Genomic DNA, 24,653 nt, shown 5'->3' with positions numbered 1-24,653 from the left:
GTTTCCCGATCGCCAGCGGGAGGCCGCCGACACGTCGGCGTCGGCCGCCGATCGGTCAGGAGATACCGCTCTTCCACGCACCGTCTCTCGGATACGCGGCGGCGACGGCGGCGAAACTGAAGGGACGCCGCTCGCGGCCATCCCGATTCTGTCGGTCCGTCGCGAACCGGCGCGCGACCGTTCGACGACCGGTCATCTCGACGCTCCCTCCCGTTCCTCGGTGTCGCTCGACCGCACCTCGAGAAACCCCTGACTGGAAACGGTTATTCGGAAACCGAGGTAGGAGAACTTGACCGACCGGTGATCCGGTGCGGACGGTGCCAGCAGTCCGTCGAGCGCGTCGGGATCGATCGCGTCGTACAACGGCACCTCGTGGTCGAACTCGTCGCCGAGCGATTCGAGGGCTGCGACGACGGCCAGACTCGGTGACACCGTGGAAGCGTCGTACGCGATCCGGTACGTTTCGGTATCCGAGTTGTACTCGAGCATCTCGACGGCGTTAACTGACATCTTCGTCATTGGTCTCCTCGACGATCTGTTCACCGAAGTGATCGAACGGCTGGATGTGGGAACTCTTGAGTACTTTCGAGTTGACGACCGTAAGACCGAGTTCGCTCAACTCGTCGCCGACGCGGCCGATGTCGTCGGTGTCCGTCCCGACGGCTTCGATCTGAATGTTCTCCGTTCCGTTGAGCACTTCGTGAATACGAACGACACCACTCACGCCTCGAGCCTGATTCGCGAGCGCTTCTCGCTCGAGGTTGGGTGCGCTACAGATGAAGAGCATGTGGAGCTGGAGACCCGCTTTGTCGTAATCGATCTCCGGATGGTAGCCCCGAATGATCCCTTCGGATTCCATCGTTTCGATCCGGTTTCGGACGGTACTGGCCGAGACACCGACTTGTTCCGCCATCTCGTGTGTCGTGATCCGACGGGAGTCCTGTTGGAGTAAGAACAAAATCGCCTTATTGACGTCATCTAGCTCCATGAATCACGATTTTGCAGTCTCCGGAGGATGCGATCATATTTTCGCCAAAATACGATGGTATGCCTTATAATTAGCAATTCACCGAGGAAAGGAAGAGGGTGAGCCGGGTTGGTACTGCGAAGATCACAGCCGAGCGCAATTGATGAATTAATAATGAACGATCGTCGTCGCGCTATCGGGATCGCCGTCACGCAACTCGTTCGTCTCGTTCGAACGACCGTCGCACCCGGTGTCGCCGCTCGGAGTGACGATTACGTACCCGTGACCCGCAACCAGTTGGAGACCCGATACGTCGTTCGAGACGGGGAGTCACCCGTTAGTTGGTCGTGATGACCTCGATCACGTCCCGGGACTCGACCTCGTAGTCCTTGCCGAGTTGCCGGTTCGACCGGCAGTCGATGGCGTGGAGGAACCCGTCGCCGATGTCCGAGTGGAGGCTGTACGCGAAGTCCTCCGCGGTCGCGTTCGGCGGGATCAGATAGCAGTCGGGCAGCACCTCGCCGCGTTCGTTCCCGAGGCCGTTCGCGCCGCCGGGGAACACCGGCGTCACCTCGAGGACGTCGAATAACGCGGTCTCGATGGCCGCCTGAACGCCGCTCGCTCCGTACTCGGAGAGGAACTCACGGATCTGCTCCAAGCCCTGTTCCTGTTCGCCCGAGATATCGCCCGTAATGTCGAAGTCGTCGTCGCCGGGCCGGTAGTCGACGACGCCGGCCTGATCCGCCGATTTCAGGGCCTTCTCGGCGTGAGCGCTACAGGGGACGATCGTCAGGTGCTCGTAGTCGGGATCGTTCGTGATCTCCTCGTAGTTCGCCTGCGCTTCGGGCGTGTCCATCTTGTTCGCCGCGATGACCATCGGCTTGGTCTCTTTGCGGATCTCCCGGGCCAACTCGAGTTTGTCGTCGTCCTCCCACTCTTCGGGGTCGAAGCCGACGTCGGTCCGTCGGATGAGCCGTTTGATCTCGTCCTCGTTGGTCTTGAACGCGCTCATCTGGACGGCGAGTTCCTCTTCGATGGCATCGTCTTCGGTGGTGTAGCCCGAGGCGTAGCGTTCGATCCCCTTCTCTAAAACGCCGAGATACCACTGGTCGAGTTCCTCCTCCAGGAAGGCGATGTCCTCGCGCGGATCGTGGCCCTCGGTGGGTTCGCCCTCGAGGTCCGTCTCGCCCGAGAAGTCGACGACGTGGACGAGCACGTCGGTCTCGTTTAAGTCCGAGAGGAACTGGTTGCCCAGGCCGTTGCCCTCGTGGGCGCCGGGGATGAGGCCGGCGACGTCGACGAGTTTCGTCGGGACGAACCGGGTGCCGTGGTCGCAGTAGCCCACGTTGGGGGTACACTCTTCGTCGAACTCGGGGGCCGCACAGTCGACGCGGACGTAAGCCTCGCCCACGCTGGGGTCGATGGTCGTGAAGGGGTAGGCGCCTTCGGGGACGTCGTTCATCGTCGCGGCGTTGAAGAAGGAGGACTTGCCGACGGAGGGTTTGCCGACCAGTCCGATCCGGTAACTCGTACTCATTATCCGTCCCAGGAGTGGGGCGATTAAACGGGTTTTCCTTCCGCTCTCGCAGTGTGGTGGGAAGACGTAGCACGGAACTCGGTCGGTTACGTGCCGCTCGAGATCACCGTTCATCGGCATTCATCGGCACCGTCGTCGCCCTGTACTGCTGCACTGTACGGCATTCTCCGCACTGCCCTGCACTCCCGATACTCGGTCGCGCAACGGACACAGCCTGTCCACCCCATCCTACTGCGACGGACGCCGATAGAATCGACTCGTGGGCATACTATTGGATATCTGACCACCATCGCTCGACGGTGTTCCTGTGAATCACCTGTCCACACCGCGGTCGTGGGTCCACACCCCAACCGTGGTACCACGACCCTCGCAACTGTTATCCCTGCAGTGTCCCTACGATTGGTTGTAATGGCGAACGGCAAAGTTGATTTCTTCAACGACACAGGCGGCTACGGTTTCATTGAGACGGACGATGCAGACGACGACGTGTTCTTCCACATGGAAGACGTCGGCGGTCCGGACCTCGAGGAAGGCACAGAGATCGAATTCGATATCGAACAGGCCCCCAAGGGTCCGCGCGCGACGAACGTCGAGCGTCTATAATATCGGCTTCACGTCGCCTCAGGGCGACGCTGACTACTACTTCATTTTTCGCGCCGCTACGTTTCCAGCCACTGCTGATTGCGACGCTCGAGTCGTGATCCGTCGGGCAGCGCCGGCTGTGAGACGCGTACTCGAGCGGCGTTCGTTCTCGACTCCGAAATCAGTATCCCTATCACGAATCGGTACTGACGGGAGTCCATGAAGGTCGGCGCACACGTTTCAATCTCCGGCTCGCGCGTCTCGTCCGACGACGAAACACCGCCGTACGACGACATGCGGAACGCGGTTCACCGACAACTCGCCTTCGGCGGCAACTGCGGACAGGTCTTTACGACCTCCCCGCAGGTCTGGGCTCAACCCGAACTCAGCGACGAGGCAGCCGAGGGCTTTCGGGAAGAGACCGAAGAGAACCTCGAGGGGCCGTGGGTGATCCACTCGGCGTACCTGGTCAACCTCTGTACCCCCAAAGACGACCTCCGACGAAAGTCCAAGGAGAGCATGCAGGCGGAACTCGACGCCGCCGAGCGTCTCGGGATTCCGTACGTCAACGTCCACCTCGGAGCCCACACGGGTGCCGGCGTCGAGGGCGGCCTCGACAACGCGGCGAGTCTGATCGACGAGCTCGAGGTCCCCGAGGGCGTCCAGATTCTCATCGAGTCCGACGCGGGCAGCGGTACGAAACTCGGCGGCGAGTTCGAGCACCTCGCGGGGATCATCGACCGCACCGAGACCGACATCGGCATCTGTATCGACACCGCCCACACGCTGGTCGCGGGCAACGATCTGACGACGCCCGAAGCGGTCGACGAGACCGTCCAGCGCTTCGACGACGAGGTCGGCCTCGAGTATCTCGAGTACATCCACCTCAACGACTCGAAACACGACGTGGGGACCCACAAGGACGAACACGCCCACATCGGCGAGGGCTACATCGGCGAGGACGGGATGAAGGCGATCGTGAACCACCCCGACCTGCGGGACCTGCCGTTCGCGCTCGAGACGCCCACCGAAGACGGCCGCGGCTTCGCGTGGAACATCGAGAAGGTCAAAGCGCTTCGCGAAGCATAGGTTCGTTCGTCGGTTTGCGGAGGCAGAAATACCGGTTTCAGTCCAGGAACGATTTCCACGCTTCGGATTCCGCGACGCGCTTCAATCGTGCGTTTCTCCGCGTCAGTAATCGACGCATGTATCGCTCGAGATAGAGACGAGCGGCGAGCGTACCGATCGGGCCGCCGGGTGCGGAAAACGCGAATTCGTCTCGCATTCGCGTCACGCCGGGTGAAATTTCCGTGAAGTGGTGGTCGTGGCTGAGGCGAGCGAACGGACCATCGACGAGTTCGTCTCTGAAGAACGTCGGATTCTCGTAGGCGGTTATCTCGACCGTCATCTCGAGGGGGACGCCGAAGTGACGGGCACGCCAGGTCACGCGGTCGTCTTCGGCCAGCAGTCCGCTCGGCGGGCCGCCGACCGCTGACTCGTCGTGTTCCGACATCGTCTCGACGTGAACGTCGACGCTCCTGGAGAGGTCGAACACCCGACCGATCGGCGCGCGGATCGTCGTCTCGAGTTCGAATTCCGCCACGCCTTGATTCGACGTATCAGTAACTTAACTGCTACGCACAATTTCCGTGACCTGTGGTAGCCACACACGTTCGAGACGGTAAACGACCCGTTTTTACGCTTGGCTCCGTCTTTTCGGAACGTGCGCGAGTTCTCCGAGGACTACCTGCACCGGACCCGAAAGGGCATGTGGGACGACTCCCGCGAGGCCCTCGAGCCGCTCGCACTCGACGCTCACAGCCGAATTCTCGACGTCGGCTGCGGGACCGGCGAGTTGAGCCGCGTCCTCCGCGAGGAGGCGGCCGATGACGCTACGGTGGTCGGCTGTGACGCCGACCGCGAGTTGCTCGCGGTGGCGGCCAGACACGACGCGGGCGACGACTCGACACCGTTCGTCGCGGGCGACGCCCTCCGCCTGCCGTTCCCCGACGACGCGTTCGACCTCGTGGTCTGTCAGGCGCTGTTGATCAACCTGCCCGACCCAGCGGCCGCCCTCGAGGAGTTCGCACGCGTCTCGACCGACCTCGTCGCGGCCGTCGAACCCGACAACGCCGCCGTCGAGATCGACTCGAGCGTCGAGAGCGAGGACCGACTCGAACGGCGGGCCCGACGGGCCTACCTCGAGGGCGTCTCGACCGACGTCGCGCTCGGAGCCGGCGCTCGCGAGGCGTTCGAGGAGGCGGGACTCGAGGTGTGCGAGACGCGACGGTACGACCACGTTCGGACGGTTGCACCGCCCTACAGCGAGGCGTCGCTACTCGCGGCGCGGCGAAAGGCGATCGGGGCCGGATTGGCCGACGACCGCGAGACGATGCTCTCGGGAGCGTTGACCGAATCGGCGTACGACGACCTTCGGAGTGCGTGGCGGGAGATGGGCCGCGACGTGATCGACCAGATGGAGTCACGGGAGTACCGTCGCGAGGAGGCCGTCCCGTTTTTCGTCACGGTCGGTCGCCTGCCGTAGTCTCGAGTCCTCGGCGACGCCTCGAGCGTACGACGGGACCGATCACCACGGGAGCAGCGCTCGCAGTCCGGCGCCCAGCAACCCGCCGAGAAGGCCGTCGACGACGGTCAGAACTGAGAACGTGAGGACGATCAGCACGACGCTCGGTAATCCGAGCCCCGAGAACAGCGGACTGATCGGGCCGAGCGAGGCGAGTACCAACAGCGGTGGCTCGTTGTACAGGCCGAGCGTCACGCCCATGAACGCCGTGATCGTCCCCGCGACGCCGCCGACGATCGCACTCGCGATCGCCGCGTGAGCGATGCCGGACGCGATTCGTCCGACGGCGTACGCAGCGATGAATCCGGCGACGACGCCGCCACCGATACGACCGAGCAGCGGCACCATCAGTGCGTTGAGATTGACGAGCGCCCCGGCGACGACGGCCCCGAGGACGATCCAGCCGTCGATCGCCTCGAGCGGGAGTTCGAACGTTTCACCGTCGTACGTTTCGTATTCAGCCATGGGTGACAGTCATCGTCTCTCCGAAAGAAGTTCGCGCGCCGATTACGCGGCGTTTTATCACGGGGCCAATACGCCCAGCGTCGATGCGGTCGTTTCTCGAAGGTCGTCCGTCGTGTCGTCGACGGCTTCTTCGGTGTGGTCGACGGTATCGTCGACGGTCTCTTCAGTGTGATCGACCGTCTCCTCGGTCGTCTCCGCGAGTTGGTCGTCGGTCTCGTCCGGATTTTCGGTCAGTGTCTCGGTCACGTCGTCCGTGGTGTTCTCGAGGTGATCACCCGTCTCGTCGACGGTATCCTCGGTATGGTTGGCGGTCTCGTCGACGGTCTCCTCGGTGTGTTCAAGCGTGTCGTCGACGGCCTCCTCGGTGGCGGTCTCGTTGACAGCCGCTTCCGTTTCCTCGACGGTTTCGTCGACCGGTTCGGTCGCGTTGCCGACGCGCTCGTCCTCGCTCTCGCCCGGCTCACCGATATCGATCACCGTTCGGTCGGTGTCCTCCTCGGTACTATTGTTGCGTTCGGCGTCGAACCCACCGGTCTCGGGGATCTCACCGTTCGAACCGACTTCGATCGTATATCCGCTCGCTGCGAGTCCCTGTACGGAGACCGAATTGGCATCGACGACGGCGTTCGTCTCGTCGGTCGTGAGACAGTCGCCGACCTCCGAGAGGTCGTTGAGTCCCTCGTTTTGCCGGTCGGTGTGGAGTATCATCGTCGCGTCGGATTGCGTCTGCTCGAGTTCGACCCGTCTGTTCTCGTCGAGGTAGATCGTGACGTCTTCGTAGCCGGCGTCCCGGATGACCACCTGATTGGTATCAGACGCGAGCTGCTGAACACAGACGGTCGCTCCCTCGATGTCACCTAGTTCGAGCGTGACGCTCTCGCGTGCGTCTTCTTGGGCGGCGGCTGGTGCCACCCCGACTCCTGCGACGGGACTCCCGAGGACGACCAGCGCCGCGGCGAGGAGTGATCTGGTTCGGGTCATCTCTCAGGAGCCGTCGCTGCTCGAGGTGGTCTCGCCGGTGTTCTCGTCGGTTCCGCTTCGGTTGACGGTATCGACTCCCTCGCGCAGTCGGACGATCGATTTCCCGACGAGGTGCTGTACGCTCTCGCGCACTCGCGCGCTCGCTTTGTCGACTCTGCTCGGCTCTGAGACGCCCTCGTCGGCCGCTTCGTCGTCGGGCTTCCACGCGAGACAGAGGTTGCCACCGAGGATGCCGAGGAGCATCCCGAGGAACAGCCCACCGAGTGAGCCGAACAGCGAGAAGATCGACAGGACGACGCCGACGACGCCGATCATGTCGGAGTGTTCCGGTTTCGTCAGCGCGAACACGCCCGACACGAAGACGAACACGCCGAACATGGCGCCGATGGCGAGAAGCCCTGCCATCCGTCCGCCGATGAAGATGAGGTCGGGCAGGATCTGCATCGGTACCCAGGTGATGAGTATCCCGGCCAGACACAGCAGGACGCCGCCCAGGAACGGACGCTGGGATCGCCAGCCGTTGAATCGGCTCCATCGGCTCCCGGTCCACTCGGTGGCCCGATCCCATCGGCGCTCGAGGCCGTCGGGGAGGTGTCCGGAGTCGTCCTGACCGTTTTGAGTGGCCATCAGTTATCACCCGTCGTCGGAGCCGCCGGAAGTGTAATCGGCGTCGACCTCGAGACCGGGGAGGCTAATCTCGTTGGAGGCGAGATAGACCATGTCGATTTCGACGTCTTCCTGTACCATTCCGGGACCTTCGCCGTTGATGTCGGTGAGGCGTCCCTCTTCGGGGTCCGCGTTCTCACCGGCCGTCTGCTCGAACTGCACTTCCGGATTGTCGCTCTGCTGGGCGTTGATGACCTGACCGTCGAACGTCGCTTCCTCCGCTTCTAATCCGGTGAGTTTGATGTACTGCTCGTCGGCTTCGACCGTCTCGTCGGCGGTGAACGCGATTTCCATCGTCCCTCCGAGTCCGGGCACTTCCTGCTCTCTCGTCAGCACCAGTCCGTCGATTTCGACGCCGCGTTGTTCGACGACGACGACCGGTGTCGAGCCCTGGTCGTCCTCTCCGTGGCTGGGATAGAGGAGGAACTCGTCGGATCGGATCTCGTCGGCCTCGACGGTGAATCCGCTGCCGCCAGCGCTGGCCATCGCCGTCGCGTAGGCCGTCCCCGACGAGAGGACGATGAGTCCGACTAACGCGACGACGAGGAACGATGCACCGGTGCCGGTCACGAGACGCTTCTTGCTATACATCGTTCTCCCTCCTACCGCCCGATATTTTCGCGTTCTGACGTCGATTCGCGGGGTCTGGACCCGATTCGTTCACGAACTGGCCTCGTAACTGGTCCATCGTATATGACACAAGAACACACCCAACACGGTTTATAATCATTTTTCCTCCTTTGATGCGGGGCTGTTTATATTGAAAACGGCCGTAAATAGTACTACATTGACACCATCTCCGCCGTTTGACACCTCCGACTCGGACCGTCGGGACGGCGAGAACGCGGCCGAACGGTTCGCCGCTCGAGCGAACTGTAATATAAATAGACGTGTAAACGCGGGATAACGCCTATTGGACGGAACGGAGCGTGTTGGAGCATGCACGCACGATCGTTCAGACCGGATGAGATTGTCGACTTCTACAACGAAACCGCGTGGGAGTATCGCTTCTTCTGGAGCGACGTCAACCTTCACTACGGGTTCTACGACGACGAACACACGGGCCATCGGGCGGCTATGACGAACTCCAACAGCGTCTACGCCGACAAACTCGACGTCGACGAGACGGACACGGTGTTGGATATCGGCACGGGACGCGGGGGCTTTCCGACGCACGTCGCGGCCGACCGCGGAGCCGAGGTTCACGGTATCGACATCGATCCGCTTCACGTCAGTGAAGCCAGGGAGAATGCGCGCAAACGCGACGTCTCAGCGAATACCGAGTTCGGCGTCGGAGACTACCACGAGATACCGTACCCCGACGAGACGTTCGACGCGGTCTCCGGTATCGAAACGGTGTGTCACTCGGACCGCAAGGACCGCGTACTCGAGGAGATCCGGCGCGTGCTCAAGCCGGGCGGCCGACTCATGATCTCCGACGGGTACATGAGCCGAACCGACCTGACGGAGCCGGAAGCGGAGAAGATGCGGACGGTACTCGACGGGTGGGCCGTCCCCGACCTCGCTCACGTCAGCGAGTTTCGAGAGCTACTCGAGGACCTCGGATTCGCGGACGTGGCGTTCGACGACCACTACGATCGAATTATCCCGTCCGCTCGACGCCAGTGGTGGCTCTCCCTCGGCGTCACGCCGCTCCTTAAAGTCGCGTCCGCACTCGGCATCAAGAGCGAGTCGTCGGTCGATCAGGGGGTGACGCTCTATCACCAGTACGACGTCATCGAGCGGGGAATCGCGGTCCACGGTGATTTCACTGCCACGCTGCCGGAGTAGTGAGAGCGGACTCGCTACTGATTCGACGAAACGGCGCCGCCGCCGTCCTCGAGGGAACTGTAGCCGAAAAATGGTCGACGTCTGTCAGTACGGCCCGTAATGTCTCTGACAAACGGTAACAAGAAGTACGTTCGTATTGTGGTGACTGTCGCGAGATGAGATACGCAAAATGCATCATCATTCCCGACGACGAGGGACTGCACCCCGTCGACCAGCAAATCGCCGAACACGCCGACGTTTCGCGTGACCTCCTTCACAACATCAATCTCCTCAACGACGACACGATCGTCGTCCTCTACCAGCTATCGGGCGACCGAGAGGCGCTCGAGACGATTCTAGAGGAGTCGTCGATGGTCAACATGTATCAGCTCTCGGGAGACGACGACGTCATACACGCCTACGCTCACGTCAAGGCTCACGAACGGCTCGTGGGGCTGTTGGGCATGCTCCGCGAGTTCGAGTTCATCTTCGATACGCCCCTCGAGTACACGCGTCGTGGCGGACTGCGCGTCACGATGATCGGCGACGTGGGGAGCTTCCAGAAGGCCATTCCGGACGTCCCGGACGGAATCAGATTCAAGCTCCTCAAGACGGGCACCTACGAACCGGACACGGACCGATTGTTCTCTCAGCTGACCGAACGACAACAGGAGATCCTCCAGACCGCCGTCGATATGGGCTATTACGGCGTCCCCCGAGCGGTAACACACGAAGACATCGGCGAGGAACTCGGCTGTACCGGGGGGACCGTCGGCGGCCACTTGCGAAAGATCGAAGCGAAAATTCTCGCACAGATCGTTCCGTAACGCTCGAGCGAACCGAGACCCGAGAACGAGGGTTGTCGGCTGCTACCGCGGCAGTGCGACGGGGGACGGATAACTGCATCTCTCACGTTAGTGTACTCGAACCGTACAACGAGCGCGCGCTACAGTTCGTCTCGAGGGCCGAACGCACCGGGCGCGGCCGGTTAGAAACTGAAGAGGTCGACGCCGCCGGTGACGCCGACGACCTGCCCCGTAACGTAGTTGGCCTGTTCGGAACAGAGGTACGCGATCAGGTTCGCGACGTCTTCCTCGCGTCCGAGTCGCCGCTGCGGCGTCGCCTTGGCGATTCGGGCGAAGTGTTCGTCGACCTGCGCTAACTGTTCGACCGGCAGGTCCGCGAGCGCGCCGACAACGATGCTCGGGGCAACGACGTTGCTCGTGATACCGTGTTGGGCGCCTTCCAGGGCGAGCGTCTTCCCGAACCCGATCAGGGCCGACTTCGTCGCGCTGTAGGACGCCTGCCCGAAGCCGCCCTGCCAGCCGGCCACCGAGGACATGTTGACGATCCGGCCCCACTCGCGTTCTTTCATCCCGGGGTAGACCGCGCGGGTGACGTTGTAGGTCCCCGTCAGGTTGACCGCGACATCGCGATCCCAGATCTCGTCGTCGAAGTCCTCGACCCTGTCGCGGGCGTCGACCATCCCGGCGTTGTTGATCAGCACGTCGATGCCGTCGACGTCCTCTTCGACGGCCGAAATCGTCTCCGCGACCTCGTCGCGATCGGTCAGATCGCACTCGAGGGCGTGGGCCGTGCCGCCCGCGTCTTCGATGTCGTCGACGACCGTCTCGGCCGCGTCGATGTCGACGTCCAGCGCGACGATCTCGGCGCCTTCCTCGGCGAGTACTTCACAGTCGACGCTGCCGATACGACCGCCCGCTCCCGTGACGAGCGCGGTCTTGTCGTCAAGTCCGAAGTCCATATCTCGTGGGATAGCGGCGACGGCGAAGGACGTTGCTCGACGGATAGCAGGCCGTTTATGTCGAGGCCGACGACGGGGTCGCGATTCCACACCGCGCCGTCCGACGGGTCCGCGGGCCTCGCAGACGGTGAGCGCGAATCCGACGGCGTCGACCTTCAACCACCGCGTATCCCAGTGAGTACGCTTTAGCGAATCAAGAGTGGTAACGAGAACGAATGTCCCGAGACGCGCCACGCTGGTCCGCGGAGTACGAACGGTTCGGCATCCCGGAGTCGCTCGAGCCGTATCCGGACGAACCGGTCCACCACTTCCTCTACGAGGCGGCAGACGAACACCCCGAGCAGGGAATCGTCCAGTTCGGTCGTCGGTTCACCTATCCCGAGGTACGCGACGACGTCGAACGGTTGGCGACGGCGCTGCGCGAGCGCGGCGTCGAGAACGGGAGCCGGGTCGCAACGATCCTGCCGACCTCCGCGCAGTTCGTCGTCGCCACGAACGCCATTTCGCGGGCCGGAGGCGTCCACATCCCGAACGACTTCCTCGACGCCGAGGAGGATCTGGTCTATCGACTCGAGCGCGGCGACCCCGAGGTGCTGATCGGCCACGACGAACACCGCGACCTCATCCTGTCGCTCAAAGACGAACTCGGCCTCGAACACGTGATCCTCACGTCGCTCGACGACTACTCGGACAACCCGCCGGAAGCCCACGAAGCGATCGACGGCGTCGAGTGGCTCCCCGAGGTCATCGCGACGGCGGATCCCGATCCGCCGGACGTCGAGTTCGACGCCGAGACGGACGTTCACACGCTGCTTTTCACCGGTGGGACGACGGGGCTGCCGAAGGGGTGTCTGCTGACGCATCGCAATCTCGTCGCCAACGCGCTTCAGGGCGTCGCCGCGCAGTCGCGGATGGCCCAGATGATGCGCGGCAGCGAGGCCGGCGTGATGGCGCTCCCGATGTACCACGCCTACGGCTACTCGATCACGAACAGCCTGCTCGAACTCGCACTCGACGTGCTGATCGTCCCCGACGCGCGCGATACGGCCCGGATGAGCGAGTTAGTCGAGACTCACGAGCCGCTGATCATGCTCGGCGTGCCGACCCAGTTCATGGAACTCGTCAACGAGACGTTCGAGTCCGAGGTCATCGGCATCTCCGGCTCCGCACCGCTCGCGGACGAGACGAAGTCCCAGTTCGAACGCGAGGCCGGCGGCGTCTCCCAGGGCTACGGCCTCTCGGAGATGTCGCCGATCACCCACTTCGACGTCCACGGCCTCTACGAACTCCTCGCCGGGTCCGACGGTGACGACGGACTGGATCATCCGACCATCGGGCTCCCGGTCCCCGACACGAAGGTCAAACTCCGCGACGTCGACTCCGGCGAGGAGATTCCGATCGACCGCGCCGCGGAAGAGGGCCTCGAGGGTGAGATGCTGGTCGACGGCCCTCAACGGATGAAAGGCTACCTCGACGCGGAGAAGAACCCCTTCGACGACGAGGGCTACGTCGCCACCGGCGACGTCACGAGAGTCGACGAGAAGGGACGGTTCTACGTCGTCGACCGCGTCAAGCACATGATCAACGTCTCGGGGCTGAAGGTGTACTCCGAGGAGGTCGACGAGGTGCTGTACGGACTCGAGGGCGTCAAGCGACCGGCCACGGTCGGCGTTCCCGACCCGGAGCGCCCGGGCAGCGAGCGCGTGCGCGTCTTCGTCGAACCGGAACCGGGTGCGGAGCTGACCGAGGGGGACGTGATTAACCACCTCGAGGGAAAGGTGCCGAAACACGCGATTCCCGCAGACGTGACGTTCGTCGAGACGATTCCGGTGACCGACGTCGGGAAGACGGACAAGAAGGCGCTGCGAGAGGGTGTAACGGCCGATCCGGCCGACTGAACGTTTCGCCGTCTCTGCGTCGGTACTGAGCGACGCGGAACCGACGCCAGCCGCGGTGTTCTCTCGAGGAATCGGCTCCTGCCAATCACCTCAAATAGATACTATATTCTGGATATTGTGTTTTCAACGACACTTTTGTTCGCCGGCGAACCAATTAACTGAGGCGAAAGAATCATACGCAGAAATAAGGTGGCCTCGAGTCATGGGCGATCGTATCTATAGTATCGATTCGATGCGAATCATCGCGATGGTGTTCGTCGTCTCGATCCATACAGACCTGTTTCGCGGAATCGGTTTCTACGGAAACATGTTCAACTTCGTGATAGATTCGTCTGCGCGCTTTGCCGTTCCGTTCTTCTTCGTGACCGCTGGGTATTTCTTCGCCCGGAAAACCACCCGCCGTAATGCGACTACCTACTTCGCCAAACGAGCGGCCACGATCGCTTCGATTTACGTGTTCGGGTTGTCGCTCGCCGCCCCGGTGTTTCTCGCGGGCGCCATCGTGCGCTCGAGCGCCGAAAATCGACCGCTCGTGAGCATCGTCAGTACGAAACTGACGGAGTTCACGACCCCGCTCGAACTCCTTTACTACGGGAACTCCGTCTCCGAGATCCTGTGGTTCCTCCCGGCGCTCCTGTTTTCGCTCGGCCTCATCTGTTCGTTCATCGTCTTCGACAAGACCGACTACCTGTTGCCGATTTCGCTCGGGTTCCACGTCGTCGGTCTCTTCGGGGCGAGCTATACGATGCTCGTGGACGTCCCGTTCGAAGTCAGAGACGCGCTGTTCTTCGGCTTCTTTTATACGAGCCTCGGCTTCCACATCGCCTCGCGCGAATGGCGCCCGAAGCCCGAACGAAGCGCGCTGTATCTCGGCGCGACCGTCCTGTTCGGCGCGCTCCACCTCGGCGAACGATACGTACTTGGATACGTGCTAACCGGCGAGAGCGTCGGTCAGACCGTCTACGCGTCGAGTTACTCGATTACCACCGCGCTGCTGACGCTCTCGCTGTTCGTCTTCCTCCTCTCGCGACCCGATCTCGGACGGTCCACTCCGTTACCGTCGTGGGGAACGTACGCCGTCGGCATCTACGTGACACACCCCGCGGTGTTGTTCGCGCTCGAGTTGGCCGGCGAGCTGCTGGGAACGGCCGGCTACCCGGTCGAAAACACGATTCTCTGGCATCTCGTGTTGACTCCTGCGACCTTCTTCGGGGCCCTTCTCGTCTATCTCGCAGCGCACACCGTCGGCGCCATCGAGATCGGTGGGACCCACTTACCGAGTATCCGCCGGATTCGAAATCAGGTCTCGAGATAACCGGACGTCGGTCCCCGTACTGAACGGGCGGGCGGAACCCGCACCCGAATCCACACAATCCGTCGATACTCGCGTCCCGAGTCGGTACCGATCGGCGATTGTCACGAGATACCATATAAACCTCCGCGTATTCCACGGATCAAACTGTTCGTCGGTTGCTCCCTATTCACTCTCAGCGGGACTCACCCCGGTGAGCCCGAATCGACACCTATGACAGACGACGTAATTCAGGACATCGAAGCATCGCTCGAGAAATCGGACGACGAACTCGAAGACGACCTGCCGGAGCTGCTCGCGGCGATGGAGGGGCGGACCGAGGACCTCGTTCGCGAGAACCCCGAGACGTTCGGTCGCGTGGTAACGCGCATGGAGTCGATGGACGTCGCGTCGTTCGTCTCCGAGAACCCCGAGACCGCGGACCAGTTCCAGGAACTGCTCTGGGCCGGCATGAACGTCCTCGTCGAGACGTCCCCCGAGGTCAAAGACGTCATCACCGAGGACATCACCGTCAACTTCGAGGCCGAGGACTGTCCGATGGAGGGCCACCTCGAGGTCGACAAGGACGCACAGACGATGCACGGCGGTGCGGGGAAACTCGACGATCCGATGCTCGAGATCACCGGTCCGGCGGACACGCTCGTCGGCCTCATCGTCGGCACCGTCGACCCGATTCAGGGCTTCATGCAACAGAAGTACGAGATGGACGGCCCGGTCCAGAAGGGCACGCGTCTGGCACCGATCATGAACTCGCTGTCCGAGAAGGTCCCCGCGGAGTCCTAGGATGCGCTTGACCGACGACCAGCGGGCGTTTCGGAACGAGCTTCGGGCGTACCTCGAGACCGAAATCGAACCGATCGTCGACGAGAAGGATCGCAACGGCCCGATAACGCGCGACGACCTCGTGGGGTATCTCGACGACTTACAGGACCTCGGCATCGGCTTCACGCCGGATACGGTCCACCGGTACTTCGGTGACGTCTGGCGGTTCGTCATCGCCTCCGAAGAGATCAGCCGCGTGTGGCCGAGTCTGAACGTCGCCCTGCAGATGTCGTTCCCGTCGCTGTTCGTCCGCTTCGCCGCCGACGAGACGCGCGAGGCGATGGTACCGAAACTCGAGGAGAACCGGTGTGTCGGCTGCCTCGCCGTGACCGAACCCGAAGGCGGCTCCGATACGGCCCACCCGAACACCGTCGCGCGAAAAGACGGCGACGAGTTCGTCCTCAACGGCGAGAAGGTCTGGGTCGGCAACGCTCAGATCGCCGACGTCGCCCTCGTCATCGCCCGCGACGCGTCCGAGGACGTCCAGGACATGTTCCTGATCGACCGCGAGAACGCCTCCTTCGAGACCGAGGAGATGAACAAACTGGGCTGGAAGGGCGTCCCGAACGGACGGATGGTCTTCGACGACGTCCGCATTCCGGTCGAGAACCGGTTCTCGACGATCTTCGGCGACGCCATCGCCGACGGACACTCGATCTCCGAGATCGTCCCGTTCCCCGAGAACGTCAGTCAACTGTTCTTCGAACACAAGCCCCTCAACGTCATGTTTTCGTTCATGCGAACGGGGATGGCGTACATGGCTGTCGGGATCATGCAGGCGGCCTTCGAGGACGCGCTGGAGTACGCCCAGGATCGGGAGACCTTCGGCGAGCCGATCGGCCAGCACCAGCTGGTCCAGGAGAAGCTCTACGACGTCCGAGCGGCGATCGAGGCCTCGAGGGGGATCTCCCGGAGCGCCGCCGAGGCGCTGGACGACGGCGACCCCGACGCGCGACTGCTCTCGTCGCTCGCGAAGGGCTACGCCTGCGAGCGGTCGATCGAGGCGACCAGCGACGCGCTCCAGGTCCTCGGCGCAGCGGGGCTGGATCTCGAGAACCGCATGGAACGGTACTACCGCGACGCCCGCGTGATGACGATCCCCGACGGGACGACCGAGATCCAGAAGCTCATCGTCGGCAAGGAGCTGACCGGTATGAGCGCCTACTGACCGCGCGGCTCGCTCGAGGCTCGTTTTCGCCTCCCCGTTTCCGTCGCGTACGGCTGTCGCTGATCGTATAAAGCGCCGCGGATCCCCGGAACAATATTGAGGCGCGCGAGCGGCGAACACTGTCAATAACTACCACTATGGCAGACACCGACGCCACTACCGGAGCCGATGCCGGTTCGAGCGACGACGCCGACGCGTCGTCGTTTCGGAACGCACTGGACTCTCTCGTCGAGACCGTCGAGGCGCTCGAGGTAGACGTTCGAGAGTTCGAAGCGGCCATCGCGGGCGGACTCGCCGGCGGCTTCCAGGCGGCGCTGGTGATCCAGGTTCACGACACCGACGCCATCAGACGGGTCGGTGCGGTCTTCGGCGTGCCGACGCTCGACGGCGGGTGGCTCGCGATGTTCGCCCTCGGCGTCCTCTTCGCGTTGCCGTTTAGCGCGTTCGTCTCGAGTTCGATCGACTCGTTCGTCTCGAAGGTGATGGCGCTCTCGAGTCGCAACGACTACCTCCGGAAAGTCCTCGTCCCGCTGCTCAAGCGGTCCGCGCTCACGACGACGACGCTCGCGCTCGGGAACGGGTACGGAATCGCCGTCGGCGTCGTCTTCTCCCTGTTCGTGATGCCGGTCTGGTTGACGTTCGGGATGGGCGTCCCGACGATGATCCCGAATCTCACGGGCGACGGACTCTTCGGCGTCCTCGCGTGGGCGCTGTACGGCGGAACGCTCGGGCTGGTGTACGGATTGATCCTCGAGTACTGATCCGCGTCGGTTCGCAAAAAGATCGCGGTGATTACGGTGGCTCTCGAGCGTTACTCGGTCGCTGACTGGGGCGACGACTCCGGTCGAGTATCGACCTCGAGTTGCTCGAGTTGCTCCATATCGCCCTCGGCAGTGGCCTGCTCGATTTTTGCGATCTCCTCCGCGTAGTGCAGGAAGGTGTCGACCGAGGCGACGACGACGCGGGCTTCGATCGTCAGCAGTTCGATTCCGACGACGGAGACGCGCGCCCAGACGTCGATGACGACGCCCTTGTCGAGGATACGATCGAGTACCTCGGCGAGACTCGAGGAGTCCGGTCGGCCCTGTGGTGATGCCATTGTGATCTCCGTCTGCAGGTGGAGCGGGAGTTCGGTTGACCACTCGGGTTGCGCCGGCAAGCCACCGCCCGGAAAAACCCGCCGTTGAGACTCGCTCGAAAATTCGAGACGATCGGTTCGAGAGAGACGTCTCGTCTCTCCCACGAACGAGGTCGCCACCGGATCACCGTCGACCAGTGGCTGGAGACCGTACGTCGTGTAGACGGCCTCAGAAGATGAATCGGGAGTCGACGTCGGCGGCGACCTCCGCGAGGTCGACCGCCGCGTCGGAGTACTGCAGGATCTTCTGCATGTCGCCGTCGATCTCGAACTCGCCGGACATCAGCATGTCGATGACGTCGCCGTCGCCGCGGACGAGCTTCGTCCACTTGCCGTACTCGCCGATGAGGCGGAACCCACACTCTTGGTCGTCGAGGTCGGTGACCGTGTCCACCGCCTCGCACTCGCCGTCGTAGAGGTCGAGATACGCGTAGATGGTGCCGTCGTCGGCCACGTTCTCCTCGAGTTGCGTGATCAGTTCGTCGAGGAGGTCCGGCAGTTCCGGCCGGAGTTCCGGCCAGATCCGATCGGGAATCTCCGCCATCGACGTCTCCTTTACTTCGGCGGCGACGCGGTCTTCGAGCGATCCCTCGCGGGCCTCGATGCTCTCGCAGACGTTCGCCGGCGCTTCCTCGAGAATCGTTTCGATCCGGTCGGCGTCGAGCGCCGAGAGTTCGTCCTCGACGGCCTCGACGATCTCCGGCGGGAGGTCGGCGATCGCGGTGGACTCGAGCGGAACGTCCTCGATCTGGAAGATGAAGGAGCCGTCGAAGTTGACCCCCCAGCCGGCCGAGTGTTCGGCGTAGGCGTCGTTCTCGTTGATCGCTTCTCGATACTCCTCGAGCCACGGTTCGGTCGGGAAGTACCGTTCGATGGATCGGCGTTGTTGCGTGCTCATTGTCGGAACTGGGTCTCTGCGGACCCGGTATAGAACTGTGCTCATTGTGAACTCTTGTTGTGATTTCTCCCGTCATCCGAGGGTGTTTATGAGGAATTGGTATCCGGACGGGCAGTCCGCTCGAGAACGTTCCGTTCCTCTCGCGGCTCGCCGCGTCCCTCACACACATATATCGCCTCGGATGCGCGAACGAACGCTAATGCCGTCGAATCCAGTTTGTTCAATGCATGACAGACTGGTTTCCGTCCGGCGAGTGGTTAGCGAGTTACCGCGCGAATCTCGATCGAGACGAGACGTACGCGGCCGAGAGCGAGGGGTGGGGCGTCGACTTCGACGGCGACTTCCGCTTCGTCCTCACGAACCTTCCGCTCGAGGCGACGGCGTTCGGGGATCTCCCCGACGAATTGACCGACGACTTCTACGCCCGAATCGATGCGCTCTCCGACGACGAGTTCGATCGCCTGCGGGAGACGGCGACGCCGGCGTTCGACGAACGACTGGAGTCGACGGCGGGCGAGTGCGAACGAGAACGGTTCCGGCGCGCCCTCTCGGAAGTGGCGCTCGCCGACGTGCCGACCGTCGTCTGGCCGGAACTCGAGGAGTTGATTCGGGGCGACCTCGCGTCGCTGCTCGAGCAACTGGAGACGTACGTCACCGACGACATGCGGGTCCACGCGTATCTCGAACTGGAAGACGGCGACTGTAAACGGGCGGAACTCGTCGAAGATCCGTCAGGGTGCGATCCGGGATTCGAACTCGCGGCTCCCTACGAGACCTGGAAGGAACTCCTCGAGGGCGCCGACGTCGTCGCGTCGGTGATGTCGAATGAGATAGACCTCGACGGTGAGATCACTCGCATCCTCCACTACGGTGACGCCGCGGGGGCGATGGGTGACGTCGCCGGCGAAACCGACGCGCGGTACTTGTTCTGAGCGGCGGGTCGCGGTAGGGCCACGGCCGCGTGCCTTCAATGACCGGTTATTCGAACGGATACGCTCATTGCTAGGACTGTCGAACTCCTTTTGTGTCACAAGTTAGCACAACTCCTGGATTTCAGGCCGAACGGATCGACACGCAGAGCAAGTGGTACGACCTCTTCCAGAAGGGGGTCGAACTCGGCACGTGGAACGTCGAGAAGTTGTTCGAGGAGGTCGGCTTCGAGGAGGATCGCGAGATCTGGAATTCGCTCGGACCGGTCGAGCAAAAGCAGATTCGGTATCTGGTATCGGGCTTTCTCGACGGCGAGTTCGCCGTCGGCGAGGACGCGAGTCACCACCTCCAGCGCATCGTGGGCGCGCCGTGTTTCGATGACAACGAGGAGATGGAGATGTACATGACGATGTTCACCCTGACCGAACACAAACACACGCAGTTCCTCGACGTCTACATGCACGAGGTGATGGGCGATCAGGACGTCTTCGCCGACCTGAACCCCAAACGCGGGGGCGCTCGGATCCCGATCGTACAGGCGACCGGGCTGGGCGAAATCTTCGATCGACAGGGACAGCTGACCGCCAGAGCGGCCCACTCGCAGGATCCGGTCGACATCGCGAAGGCGCTGACGGTGTACCACATGATCGTGGAGGGGCTGCTCGCCCGCGGCGGTTTCTACGCGATCAACAAACTCTCGCAGAACGCCCCGTTACCGCTGTTGAACCACGGGTTCAAGTTCATCAGCACCGACGAAGGGCGCCACATGACCCACGGCGTCGAGGCGCTGGGCGAACTCCTCGCGAAGGAACGCGCCGGCGAGCCCGAGTTTCAGGGCGTCGGCCGGGCCATCGAGAACGTCCTCTACGAGAACGTGGCGTCGGTCGCTGACTTCGGCTACATGTTCACGGACGCCGTCGAAGACCCCCTCGAGATTGACTTCAACGACCTCCTGATGCGGGTGGGCCACCTCATCGACGGTCAGTTCAACGAGGCGCTCGACCTCGACATCGATCACCGCAAGATCATCGGGGTCGTCGCCGACCGACACCAGGAGTGTCTCGAGAAAGACATCGACGAGGAGGTCCGGGAGTACCAGGAGATCTACCAGCGCAAACGCGGCGTCGCGGTCGATGGAGGGCGATAACATGAGCGACGACGTAGACACGACGAACGACACTGGCGCGACGAACGATACAGAACTCGAAGAGCTGTCCCGTGGAGCGGAGTTCACCGCCTCGGAGGACGAGGTCGTCGAGGCCATCGAAGACGCCGCCGAGGAACTCGGGCAGAGCTTCGAGGAGGTCCGCGAGAACGTCGCCTACATCATGGACTCGACGTTCGATGACGAGGGCGTCAGCACCTCGTTCAACGAGAGCATCAGCGGCGCCAGCCTCGAGCACGACGAAGTCGGCACCGGCGACCCGCGACTGGAGGCGCTGGAACTGTACAAACTCCGCCAGCGAATCTAACGTCACGATGTACCAGATCACGTTTCACTTCGAGGACCGGTCGGAAACCGTCGAGGTCGCCCCGGACGAGTACGTCCTCGACGCGGCCGAACGCGCCGGCCTCGAGCTTCCCCACTCCTGTCGGAACGGCATGTGTACCTCGTGTGCCGGCGAGTTGCTCGAGGGCGAACTCGACGGGAGCGAGGGGACGGCGCTCTCCCCCCAACAGGAGGCCGACGGCTACGTGCTGCTTTGCTGTTCGTACCCGCGGGCGGACAGCGAGATCCGGGTCGGTGAACGGGTACAGAACGACCTGCTCGGCCTCGACGCGCTCTGAGACGGGATCGCCGTCAATTCGGACGGGGTTCGGCCGCCGTTTTCTCGAACAGCGACGTCGTTGCCTCTAAATCCTGGCACATAGAGAGACCATTGATGGAGTGGTTCTGAATCCGAAGCGCATATCTCTCGATCTCTGATCGTTCCATCGAGGACGGAAGATCGATAGGGACAGACGACCCCAATTGCGTCCCTAATCAACAGAGATAGAGATCGATTCGATTAGTTGACCGTCGCCTTCGTGAGTCGGTACCTCATGGGAATCGCATTCTGACTCCCGACAAAGAAGTGCTCGATCGTCTCGATCATCTCTTCGCGGAGTGACGGGTGATCGGCCTCATTGATGGCGTCAAGCGCCACGATGAATATCCCGGATTCCGTGATTGCCTTCTCCCAATAGTGCGCCGGTGAGAGTACCGGAGTCAGGATCGTTCCGGTCTCGAACGAAAGATCTCCGACTCCGTCATCCAACCGCTCGCGCACAACATCAGGGTCGGCCCACAGGTACGGCGGCTCCGGCGTATCGGGATCCGGCGGAAGATAGTCGGCCAAGACTGCGCCCATGGCGGGAACGGGGCCCTCGGGCACCCACGAGGTGAACGCGATCCGACCACCCGGCTGTGTCACACGGAGCAGTTCTCGACCGGCGACATCGGGCGGCTCTGCGAACATATGGCCGAGACACGAGAGGGTGACGTCGAACGCGTCATCTTCGAATGGAAGATCCGTCGCGGTACCTTCCCGCCAGGCGACGTCTTCGACGTCAGCAATCCGTGCGTTCTCACGGGCTTCGTCGAGCATCTTCGGGACAATGTCGAACCCCGTAACGCTCGCTCCACGGCGCGCAGCAGTGATTGCGGCGTTTCCCGTCCCACAGCCGACATCGAGGACAGTGTCGGTCGCACTGATTTCGGCAGCCTCGACGAGATGCGCCGCCATACCCAGAAAATTCGGGGCGATCTCAGAATAGAATCCGAGGGACCACACCCGTTTTGCCCGCTCGTCTGGAAACGGTGCCTCTGGAGTCATGCTGGATTACTCCGTCTCCAGCTGCCAATCCGGCGAGTGCACGCTCTCGAAGCGGATTGCGGTCGGAGACGGATCACCCTCCGGTTCGGTCGTGGTCGGCAACGTTTCGAGCTCATTGTCCGAGAGTCGATGTCCGACGCCGGCGTCGACGGTCTCACGGGAACAATCCCTCCGATACGTACGCTGACACCACCCAGTTCGGTTCGTCGACAAGTTCGTTAATCTTCAGGTCGACACACGTCGAACACAGGATGTACGCTTCGCTCTTCGACAAGTGGTATTCCTCGGAGAGGTACTCGATCATGTGCCAGACTGCCTTTTTACTGGCGTCCATCAAGTCGTCGCTTATGCCAGCGGTTCCATACATCAACTCGTCTTCGCCGCTCGGCGTGTACGGGCCAGTCGATTCGAATTGGGGTTGCCGGATCTCCTTGTCGTGGTGGACGTGTACCCTGATCGTGACGTCCATCGGCGCCTCTATGCCCGTCGAACACACTTCACCGTCCCCCTGTGCAGCATGACAATCCCCGATGCTCAACAGGCCTCCCTCGACCTCGACAGGGAGGTACACGGTCGCTCCTTCTATCAAGTGTTTTATATCAATATTCCCGCCGACGGACCTCGGGGGTATCGTCGTATGCGGCCCGTTCGCTTCGGGAGCCAGCCCGACGACGCCAGGAAAGGGGGCTAACGGCACTTCTATTCCGTCTTTAAAGATGCCGGTGTCGTCTTGTAGCTCCCAGACGAACAGCTCGGGTTCGGGGAATCGTTCCGACAGGAGACCGATTCCCGCTTCTCCCGGGAAGAACCCGGTCCATCCCCAGCCCTCGTGGCTGATTTCCAGTAATTCGACCGATAGAACGTCTCCGGGCGATGCTTGGGCGACCGAAATAGGTCCGGTGAGAGCGTGTACGTGTTCCATATTCACCGCTAAAAGGTCCTCCACGTCGCTCTCCGGTGTAATCTGGTCGTTCAGCGGTTCTCGACATTCCACTCGTATCACGTCGCCGGAATCGACGACGAGTGCGGGATCTCGGTCGTTGTTCCAGTCGGAATGGACGTTTTCGTCCCGTTTCTCCAAGGTGTGATCTATCTGGGATTTCGATTGCATGTTACTACCTCACGGAGTTTTGGATCCTGCTCGTTCGACACCGTCGACAGCGTTCGCTCGCCACTGCGCTTTCCCACGAACTGTGATACAGCGCTCTCTCGCGTACGCCGTCCACCGGTCTGTCGAAGTCGTCATGATCTCGATCGAAAGGAGGCGATGTAGCGTGGTATAGATTCGCGCTGAGAAGTTCCCACAGCGTAACCGACTCTCACTCGGTGAACGACCTCGGATCGAGTACTTCACTCTCACAGCGATAGGTCTCGATGGTAGATTCGGCCCACGAGCGGATCGTCTCGTCCGTAGTCTCTATCACCGCGCGTGGAGCCCCCTCCCCACCAGACAAGCACAGCAGCACCCTGTCGTCGACGAGGAACACGGTGAACGGGATCGTGCCTTCGTACCAATAGAACTCGGCCCGTCCCGACTCGACCATCTCCCGCGCGTAGTCTATCATCCGCGGGTCGGTTCCGATTCGATTGAGCACTTCCCGGTCAACAGTGCTTTCGAGTTTGAGGGATCCCTCGACGGTTCCTCGCCGGCATTCCTCCATGACGTCGGAAAGGTGCGAATAGGAGACGACTCGGACGCGGTCGGCCGTTCGGAGTCGTTGGGTGATGTGTGTCGTCGGTGCGAGGGCGTCGCTCTTGGTTGGGCGGATGATCTCCGCCCCGCTGAGACAGCCGAGGTCGAAATCCAGCCCCTCTTCGGGGAACCACTCGACCACCTCGTTGAGTCCCGGAACGGGCTCGAAGCGCTGCAAGAGGTCCGTGAACTCCCGCGCGACGTAGTCGCCGACGCGCGTCGTCTCGTATCGCCGAACATCTCGTGTTACCCACCCTCGCTGTTCGAAGTCGCCGAGGATCCGAGCGAGGGTCGCTCTCGAAACGCCGGTTTCCTCTTCTATATCGTGTCGATTCATCGGCCCCGCTCTCAGCGCGTCGAGCACCCTGACGCGGTTCGGCGACCGAGCGAGAAACTCGATTTCCTCGAGCGGCGACTGAAGGTCTTCGAACGGTAAGCTCATCTCTGGGTGATTTAGACGTGTTAGCATTCACCAAGAGATGGCATAAACGTCTGGGTATACGCCGCGGACATAGTCGGCTTCCTCCGAGACTCTCCTGAGTACAATCTCTGTATCTCGCAGGTCTCACTACTGGCAGTTACCGGAGACAGAAGCGGTCACTCCGATAACTGGTTACCACTTACTGACCGATCTGTGTCTTCGCTCCGCATCGAGAATTAT

Annotated in this window: 29 protein-coding genes; 14 read left to right on the top strand and 15 right to left on the bottom strand. The window is 62.2% G+C overall.

The genetic code is table 11. The features are described from left to right. Positions 1-55: 55 nt before the first annotated feature. From ACSFC7_RS22380 to ACSFC7_RS22365, 4 genes are all read right to left on the bottom strand, one after another. Complete coding sequence (locus ACSFC7_RS22380; RefSeq protein WP_436345050.1) at positions 56-196, bottom strand: hypothetical protein; 141 nt, start codon at positions 194-196, stop codon at positions 56-58. Further along, on the bottom strand, positions 193-519 hold the full coding sequence (locus tag ACSFC7_RS22375) for a HalOD1 output domain-containing protein (RefSeq protein ID WP_436345048.1): 327 nt from the start codon (positions 517-519) through the stop codon (positions 193-195). Before ACSFC7_RS22375 ends, ACSFC7_RS22380 begins: the two co-directional genes overlap by 4 nt. Further along, positions 500-988 carry an Lrp/AsnC family transcriptional regulator gene (locus tag ACSFC7_RS22370; protein ID WP_436345046.1) on the bottom strand — a complete coding sequence of 163 codons (489 nt, stop codon included), beginning with the start codon at positions 986-988 and terminating at the stop codon, positions 500-502. The genes ACSFC7_RS22375 and ACSFC7_RS22370 overlap by 20 nt, the downstream gene beginning before the upstream one ends. A gap of 316 nt (positions 989-1,304) precedes the next feature. After that, on the bottom strand, positions 1,305-2,504 hold the full coding sequence (locus ACSFC7_RS22365; RefSeq protein WP_436345044.1) for a redox-regulated ATPase YchF: 1,200 nt from the start codon (positions 2,502-2,504) through the stop codon (positions 1,305-1,307). Positions 2,505-2,912: 408 nt separating this feature from the next. Between ACSFC7_RS22365 and ACSFC7_RS22360 the strand changes: the two genes are divergently transcribed. Together ACSFC7_RS22360 and ACSFC7_RS22355 are read left to right on the top strand one after the other, a co-directional pair. Further along, positions 2,913-3,107, top strand: coding sequence for a cold-shock protein (locus tag ACSFC7_RS22360; protein WP_006090124.1), 195 nt, complete (start codon positions 2,913-2,915; stop codon positions 3,105-3,107). A 198-nt stretch (positions 3,108-3,305) separates the two neighbouring features. Continuing rightward, entirely contained in the window at positions 3,306-4,175 is an 870-nt protein-coding gene (locus ACSFC7_RS22355; RefSeq protein WP_436345042.1) for a deoxyribonuclease IV, read from the top strand. Positions 4,176-4,212: 37 nt separating this feature from the next. Here the strand turns inward: ACSFC7_RS22355 and ACSFC7_RS22350 are convergent, their stop codons facing one another. Further along, a complete protein-coding gene (locus tag ACSFC7_RS22350) occupies positions 4,213-4,689 on the bottom strand; it encodes an SRPBCC family protein (protein ID WP_436345040.1) in 477 nt (158 codons plus the stop codon). A gap of 120 nt (positions 4,690-4,809) precedes the next feature. Here ACSFC7_RS22350 and ACSFC7_RS22345 point away from each other — a divergent pair, with 120 nt between their 5' ends. Further along, positions 4,810-5,631 (top strand): class I SAM-dependent methyltransferase, encoded by an 822-nt coding sequence (locus ACSFC7_RS22345; protein ID WP_436345039.1) that lies wholly within the window; start codon positions 4,810-4,812, stop codon positions 5,629-5,631. Positions 5,632-5,673: 42 nt separating this feature from the next. On the opposite strand, the gene ACSFC7_RS22340 is transcribed toward ACSFC7_RS22345, so the two are convergent. Genes ACSFC7_RS22340 through ACSFC7_RS22325 form a run of 4 tightly spaced genes read right to left on the bottom strand, consistent with a single transcriptional unit; the run spans position 5,674 to position 8,373 of the window. Continuing rightward, positions 5,674-6,135 carry a hypothetical protein gene (locus tag ACSFC7_RS22340; protein WP_436345037.1) on the bottom strand — a complete coding sequence of 154 codons (462 nt, stop codon included), beginning with the start codon at positions 6,133-6,135 and terminating at the stop codon, positions 5,674-5,676. A 57-nt stretch (positions 6,136-6,192) separates the two neighbouring features. Continuing rightward, positions 6,193-7,116, bottom strand: coding sequence for a hypothetical protein (locus ACSFC7_RS22335; protein WP_436345035.1), 924 nt, complete (start codon positions 7,114-7,116; stop codon positions 6,193-6,195). A 3-nt stretch (positions 7,117-7,119) separates the two neighbouring features. Then, positions 7,120-7,743 carry a DUF6114 domain-containing protein gene (locus ACSFC7_RS22330; RefSeq protein WP_436345034.1) on the bottom strand — a complete coding sequence of 208 codons (624 nt, stop codon included), beginning with the start codon at positions 7,741-7,743 and terminating at the stop codon, positions 7,120-7,122. A 6-nt stretch (positions 7,744-7,749) separates the two neighbouring features. Further along, positions 7,750-8,373: a DUF6230 family protein gene (locus ACSFC7_RS22325; RefSeq protein ID WP_436345032.1), complete on the bottom strand. Its 624-nt coding sequence runs from the start codon at positions 8,371-8,373 to the stop codon at positions 7,750-7,752. A gap of 348 nt (positions 8,374-8,721) precedes the next feature. On the opposite strand from ACSFC7_RS22325, the gene ACSFC7_RS22320 reads away from it, so the two are divergent. After that, positions 8,722-9,573: a class I SAM-dependent methyltransferase gene (locus ACSFC7_RS22320; RefSeq protein ID WP_436345031.1), complete on the top strand. Its 852-nt coding sequence runs from the start codon at positions 8,722-8,724 to the stop codon at positions 9,571-9,573. A gap of 155 nt (positions 9,574-9,728) precedes the next feature. After that, positions 9,729-10,379 carry a helix-turn-helix domain-containing protein gene (locus ACSFC7_RS22315; protein WP_436345029.1) on the top strand — a complete coding sequence of 217 codons (651 nt, stop codon included), beginning with the start codon at positions 9,729-9,731 and terminating at the stop codon, positions 10,377-10,379. 161 nt (positions 10,380-10,540) lie between these two features. Here the strand turns inward: ACSFC7_RS22315 and ACSFC7_RS22310 are convergent, their stop codons facing one another. Next, positions 10,541-11,317 carry an SDR family NAD(P)-dependent oxidoreductase gene (locus ACSFC7_RS22310; protein ID WP_436345027.1) on the bottom strand — a complete coding sequence of 259 codons (777 nt, stop codon included), beginning with the start codon at positions 11,315-11,317 and terminating at the stop codon, positions 10,541-10,543. Positions 11,318-11,532: 215 nt separating this feature from the next. On the opposite strand from ACSFC7_RS22310, the gene ACSFC7_RS22305 reads away from it, so the two are divergent. The 5 genes from ACSFC7_RS22305 to ACSFC7_RS22285 all read left to right on the top strand — a co-directional run bounded on the left by ACSFC7_RS22305 (position 11,533) and on the right by ACSFC7_RS22285 (position 17,278). After that, positions 11,533-13,215, top strand: coding sequence for an AMP-binding protein (locus tag ACSFC7_RS22305; protein WP_436345025.1), 1,683 nt, complete (start codon positions 11,533-11,535; stop codon positions 13,213-13,215). A gap of 202 nt (positions 13,216-13,417) precedes the next feature. After that, positions 13,418-14,530, top strand: a complete 1,113-nt coding sequence (locus ACSFC7_RS22300; protein ID WP_436345023.1) for an acyltransferase — start codon at positions 13,418-13,420, stop codon at positions 14,528-14,530. 210 nt (positions 14,531-14,740) lie between these two features. Then, positions 14,741-15,310, top strand: coding sequence for an SCP2 sterol-binding domain-containing protein (locus ACSFC7_RS22295; protein WP_436345021.1), 570 nt, complete (start codon positions 14,741-14,743; stop codon positions 15,308-15,310). A 1-nt stretch (position 15,311) separates the two neighbouring features. Continuing rightward, positions 15,312-16,517 carry an acyl-CoA dehydrogenase family protein gene (locus ACSFC7_RS22290; protein ID WP_436345019.1) on the top strand — a complete coding sequence of 402 codons (1,206 nt, stop codon included), beginning with the start codon at positions 15,312-15,314 and terminating at the stop codon, positions 16,515-16,517. A 137-nt stretch (positions 16,518-16,654) separates the two neighbouring features. Beyond that, complete coding sequence (locus ACSFC7_RS22285; protein ID WP_436345018.1) at positions 16,655-17,278, top strand: hypothetical protein; 624 nt, start codon at positions 16,655-16,657, stop codon at positions 17,276-17,278. A gap of 50 nt (positions 17,279-17,328) precedes the next feature. Here the strand turns inward: ACSFC7_RS22285 and gvpA are convergent, their stop codons facing one another. Then, positions 17,329-17,616, bottom strand: coding sequence for a gas vesicle protein GvpA (gvpA, locus tag ACSFC7_RS22280; protein ID WP_436345017.1), 288 nt, complete (start codon positions 17,614-17,616; stop codon positions 17,329-17,331). A 208-nt stretch (positions 17,617-17,824) separates the two neighbouring features. Further along, on the bottom strand, positions 17,825-18,553 hold the full coding sequence (locus ACSFC7_RS22275) for an SCP2 sterol-binding domain-containing protein (protein WP_436345015.1): 729 nt from the start codon (positions 18,551-18,553) through the stop codon (positions 17,825-17,827). Between the two features lie 227 nt (positions 18,554-18,780). Between ACSFC7_RS22275 and ACSFC7_RS22270 the strand changes: the two genes are divergently transcribed. The 4 genes from ACSFC7_RS22270 (at position 18,781) to ACSFC7_RS22255 (ending at position 21,271) form a co-directional block, all read left to right on the top strand. Then, the gene (locus ACSFC7_RS22270) at positions 18,781-19,485 is read left to right on the top strand and encodes a sterol carrier protein (protein ID WP_436345013.1); all 705 of its coding nucleotides are present in this window, start codon (positions 18,781-18,783) and stop codon (positions 19,483-19,485) included. A 92-nt stretch (positions 19,486-19,577) separates the two neighbouring features. Next, on the top strand, positions 19,578-20,630 hold the full coding sequence (locus ACSFC7_RS22265; protein WP_436345011.1) for a ribonucleotide-diphosphate reductase subunit beta: 1,053 nt from the start codon (positions 19,578-19,580) through the stop codon (positions 20,628-20,630). 1 nt (position 20,631) lies between these two features. Beyond that, a complete protein-coding gene (locus ACSFC7_RS22260; protein WP_436345009.1) occupies positions 20,632-20,955 on the top strand; it encodes a hypothetical protein in 324 nt (107 codons plus the stop codon). A 7-nt stretch (positions 20,956-20,962) separates the two neighbouring features. Beyond that, positions 20,963-21,271 carry a 2Fe-2S iron-sulfur cluster-binding protein gene (locus tag ACSFC7_RS22255; protein ID WP_436345007.1) on the top strand — a complete coding sequence of 103 codons (309 nt, stop codon included), beginning with the start codon at positions 20,963-20,965 and terminating at the stop codon, positions 21,269-21,271. Between the two features lie 221 nt (positions 21,272-21,492). On the opposite strand, the gene ACSFC7_RS22250 is transcribed toward ACSFC7_RS22255, so the two are convergent. From ACSFC7_RS22250 to ACSFC7_RS22240, 3 genes are all read right to left on the bottom strand, one after another. Then, the gene (locus ACSFC7_RS22250; protein ID WP_436345005.1) at positions 21,493-22,299 is read right to left on the bottom strand and encodes a class I SAM-dependent methyltransferase; all 807 of its coding nucleotides are present in this window, start codon (positions 22,297-22,299) and stop codon (positions 21,493-21,495) included. A 154-nt stretch (positions 22,300-22,453) separates the two neighbouring features. Next, positions 22,454-23,410 (bottom strand): acetamidase/formamidase family protein, encoded by a 957-nt coding sequence (locus tag ACSFC7_RS22245; protein ID WP_436345003.1) that lies wholly within the window; start codon positions 23,408-23,410, stop codon positions 22,454-22,456. A 208-nt stretch (positions 23,411-23,618) separates the two neighbouring features. Continuing rightward, positions 23,619-24,434, bottom strand: coding sequence for a helix-turn-helix transcriptional regulator (locus ACSFC7_RS22240; RefSeq protein ID WP_436345001.1), 816 nt, complete (start codon positions 24,432-24,434; stop codon positions 23,619-23,621). Positions 24,435-24,653 lie beyond the last annotated feature (219 nt).

The organism is Natronorubrum halobium (assembly GCF_051351675.1).
Lineage (GTDB): Archaea > Halobacteriota > Halobacteria > Halobacteriales > Natrialbaceae > Natronorubrum.
The sequence above is the reverse complement of the archived record's forward strand: the minus strand, read 5'-3'. Positions and strand labels throughout refer to the sequence as shown.

Coding starts and splice junctions, on each gene's coding strand:
- ACSFC7_RS22380 (WP_436345050.1), bottom strand. CDS start 196: ATGACCGGTCGTCGAACGGTCGCGCGCCGGTTCGCGACGGACCGACAG.
- ACSFC7_RS22375 (WP_436345048.1), bottom strand. CDS start 519: ATGACGAAGATGTCAGTTAACGCCGTCGAGATGCTCGAGTACAACTCG.
- ACSFC7_RS22370 (WP_436345046.1), bottom strand. CDS start 988: ATGGAGCTAGATGACGTCAATAAGGCGATTTTGTTCTTACTCCAACAG.
- ACSFC7_RS22365 (WP_436345044.1), bottom strand. CDS start 2,504: ATGAGTACGAGTTACCGGATCGGACTGGTCGGCAAACCCTCCGTCGGC.
- ACSFC7_RS22360 (WP_006090124.1), top strand. CDS start 2,913: ATGGCGAACGGCAAAGTTGATTTCTTCAACGACACAGGCGGCTACGGT.
- ACSFC7_RS22355 (WP_436345042.1), top strand. CDS start 3,306: ATGAAGGTCGGCGCACACGTTTCAATCTCCGGCTCGCGCGTCTCGTCC.
- ACSFC7_RS22340 (WP_436345037.1), bottom strand. CDS start 6,135: ATGGCTGAATACGAAACGTACGACGGTGAAACGTTCGAACTCCCGCTC.
- ACSFC7_RS22335 (WP_436345035.1), bottom strand. CDS start 7,116: ATGACCCGAACCAGATCACTCCTCGCCGCGGCGCTGGTCGTCCTCGGG.
- ACSFC7_RS22330 (WP_436345034.1), bottom strand. CDS start 7,743: ATGGCCACTCAAAACGGTCAGGACGACTCCGGACACCTCCCCGACGGC.
- ACSFC7_RS22325 (WP_436345032.1), bottom strand. CDS start 8,373: ATGTATAGCAAGAAGCGTCTCGTGACCGGCACCGGTGCATCGTTCCTC.
- ACSFC7_RS22320 (WP_436345031.1), top strand. CDS start 8,722: ATGCACGCACGATCGTTCAGACCGGATGAGATTGTCGACTTCTACAAC.
- ACSFC7_RS22315 (WP_436345029.1), top strand. CDS start 9,729: ATGAGATACGCAAAATGCATCATCATTCCCGACGACGAGGGACTGCAC.
- ACSFC7_RS22310 (WP_436345027.1), bottom strand. CDS start 11,317: ATGGACTTCGGACTTGACGACAAGACCGCGCTCGTCACGGGAGCGGGC.
- ACSFC7_RS22305 (WP_436345025.1), top strand. CDS start 11,533: ATGTCCCGAGACGCGCCACGCTGGTCCGCGGAGTACGAACGGTTCGGC.
- ACSFC7_RS22300 (WP_436345023.1), top strand. CDS start 13,418: ATGGGCGATCGTATCTATAGTATCGATTCGATGCGAATCATCGCGATG.
- ACSFC7_RS22295 (WP_436345021.1), top strand. CDS start 14,741: ATGACAGACGACGTAATTCAGGACATCGAAGCATCGCTCGAGAAATCG.
- ACSFC7_RS22290 (WP_436345019.1), top strand. CDS start 15,312: ATGCGCTTGACCGACGACCAGCGGGCGTTTCGGAACGAGCTTCGGGCG.
- ACSFC7_RS22285 (WP_436345018.1), top strand. CDS start 16,655: ATGGCAGACACCGACGCCACTACCGGAGCCGATGCCGGTTCGAGCGAC.
- gvpA (WP_436345017.1), bottom strand. CDS start 17,616: ATGGCATCACCACAGGGCCGACCGGACTCCTCGAGTCTCGCCGAGGTA.
- ACSFC7_RS22275 (WP_436345015.1), bottom strand. CDS start 18,553: ATGAGCACGCAACAACGCCGATCCATCGAACGGTACTTCCCGACCGAA.
- ACSFC7_RS22270 (WP_436345013.1), top strand. CDS start 18,781: ATGACAGACTGGTTTCCGTCCGGCGAGTGGTTAGCGAGTTACCGCGCG.
- ACSFC7_RS22260 (WP_436345009.1), top strand. CDS start 20,632: ATGAGCGACGACGTAGACACGACGAACGACACTGGCGCGACGAACGAT.
- ACSFC7_RS22255 (WP_436345007.1), top strand. CDS start 20,963: ATGTACCAGATCACGTTTCACTTCGAGGACCGGTCGGAAACCGTCGAG.
- ACSFC7_RS22250 (WP_436345005.1), bottom strand. CDS start 22,299: ATGACTCCAGAGGCACCGTTTCCAGACGAGCGGGCAAAACGGGTGTGG.
- ACSFC7_RS22245 (WP_436345003.1), bottom strand. CDS start 23,410: ATGCAATCGAAATCCCAGATAGATCACACCTTGGAGAAACGGGACGAA.
- ACSFC7_RS22240 (WP_436345001.1), bottom strand. CDS start 24,434: ATGAGCTTACCGTTCGAAGACCTTCAGTCGCCGCTCGAGGAAATCGAG.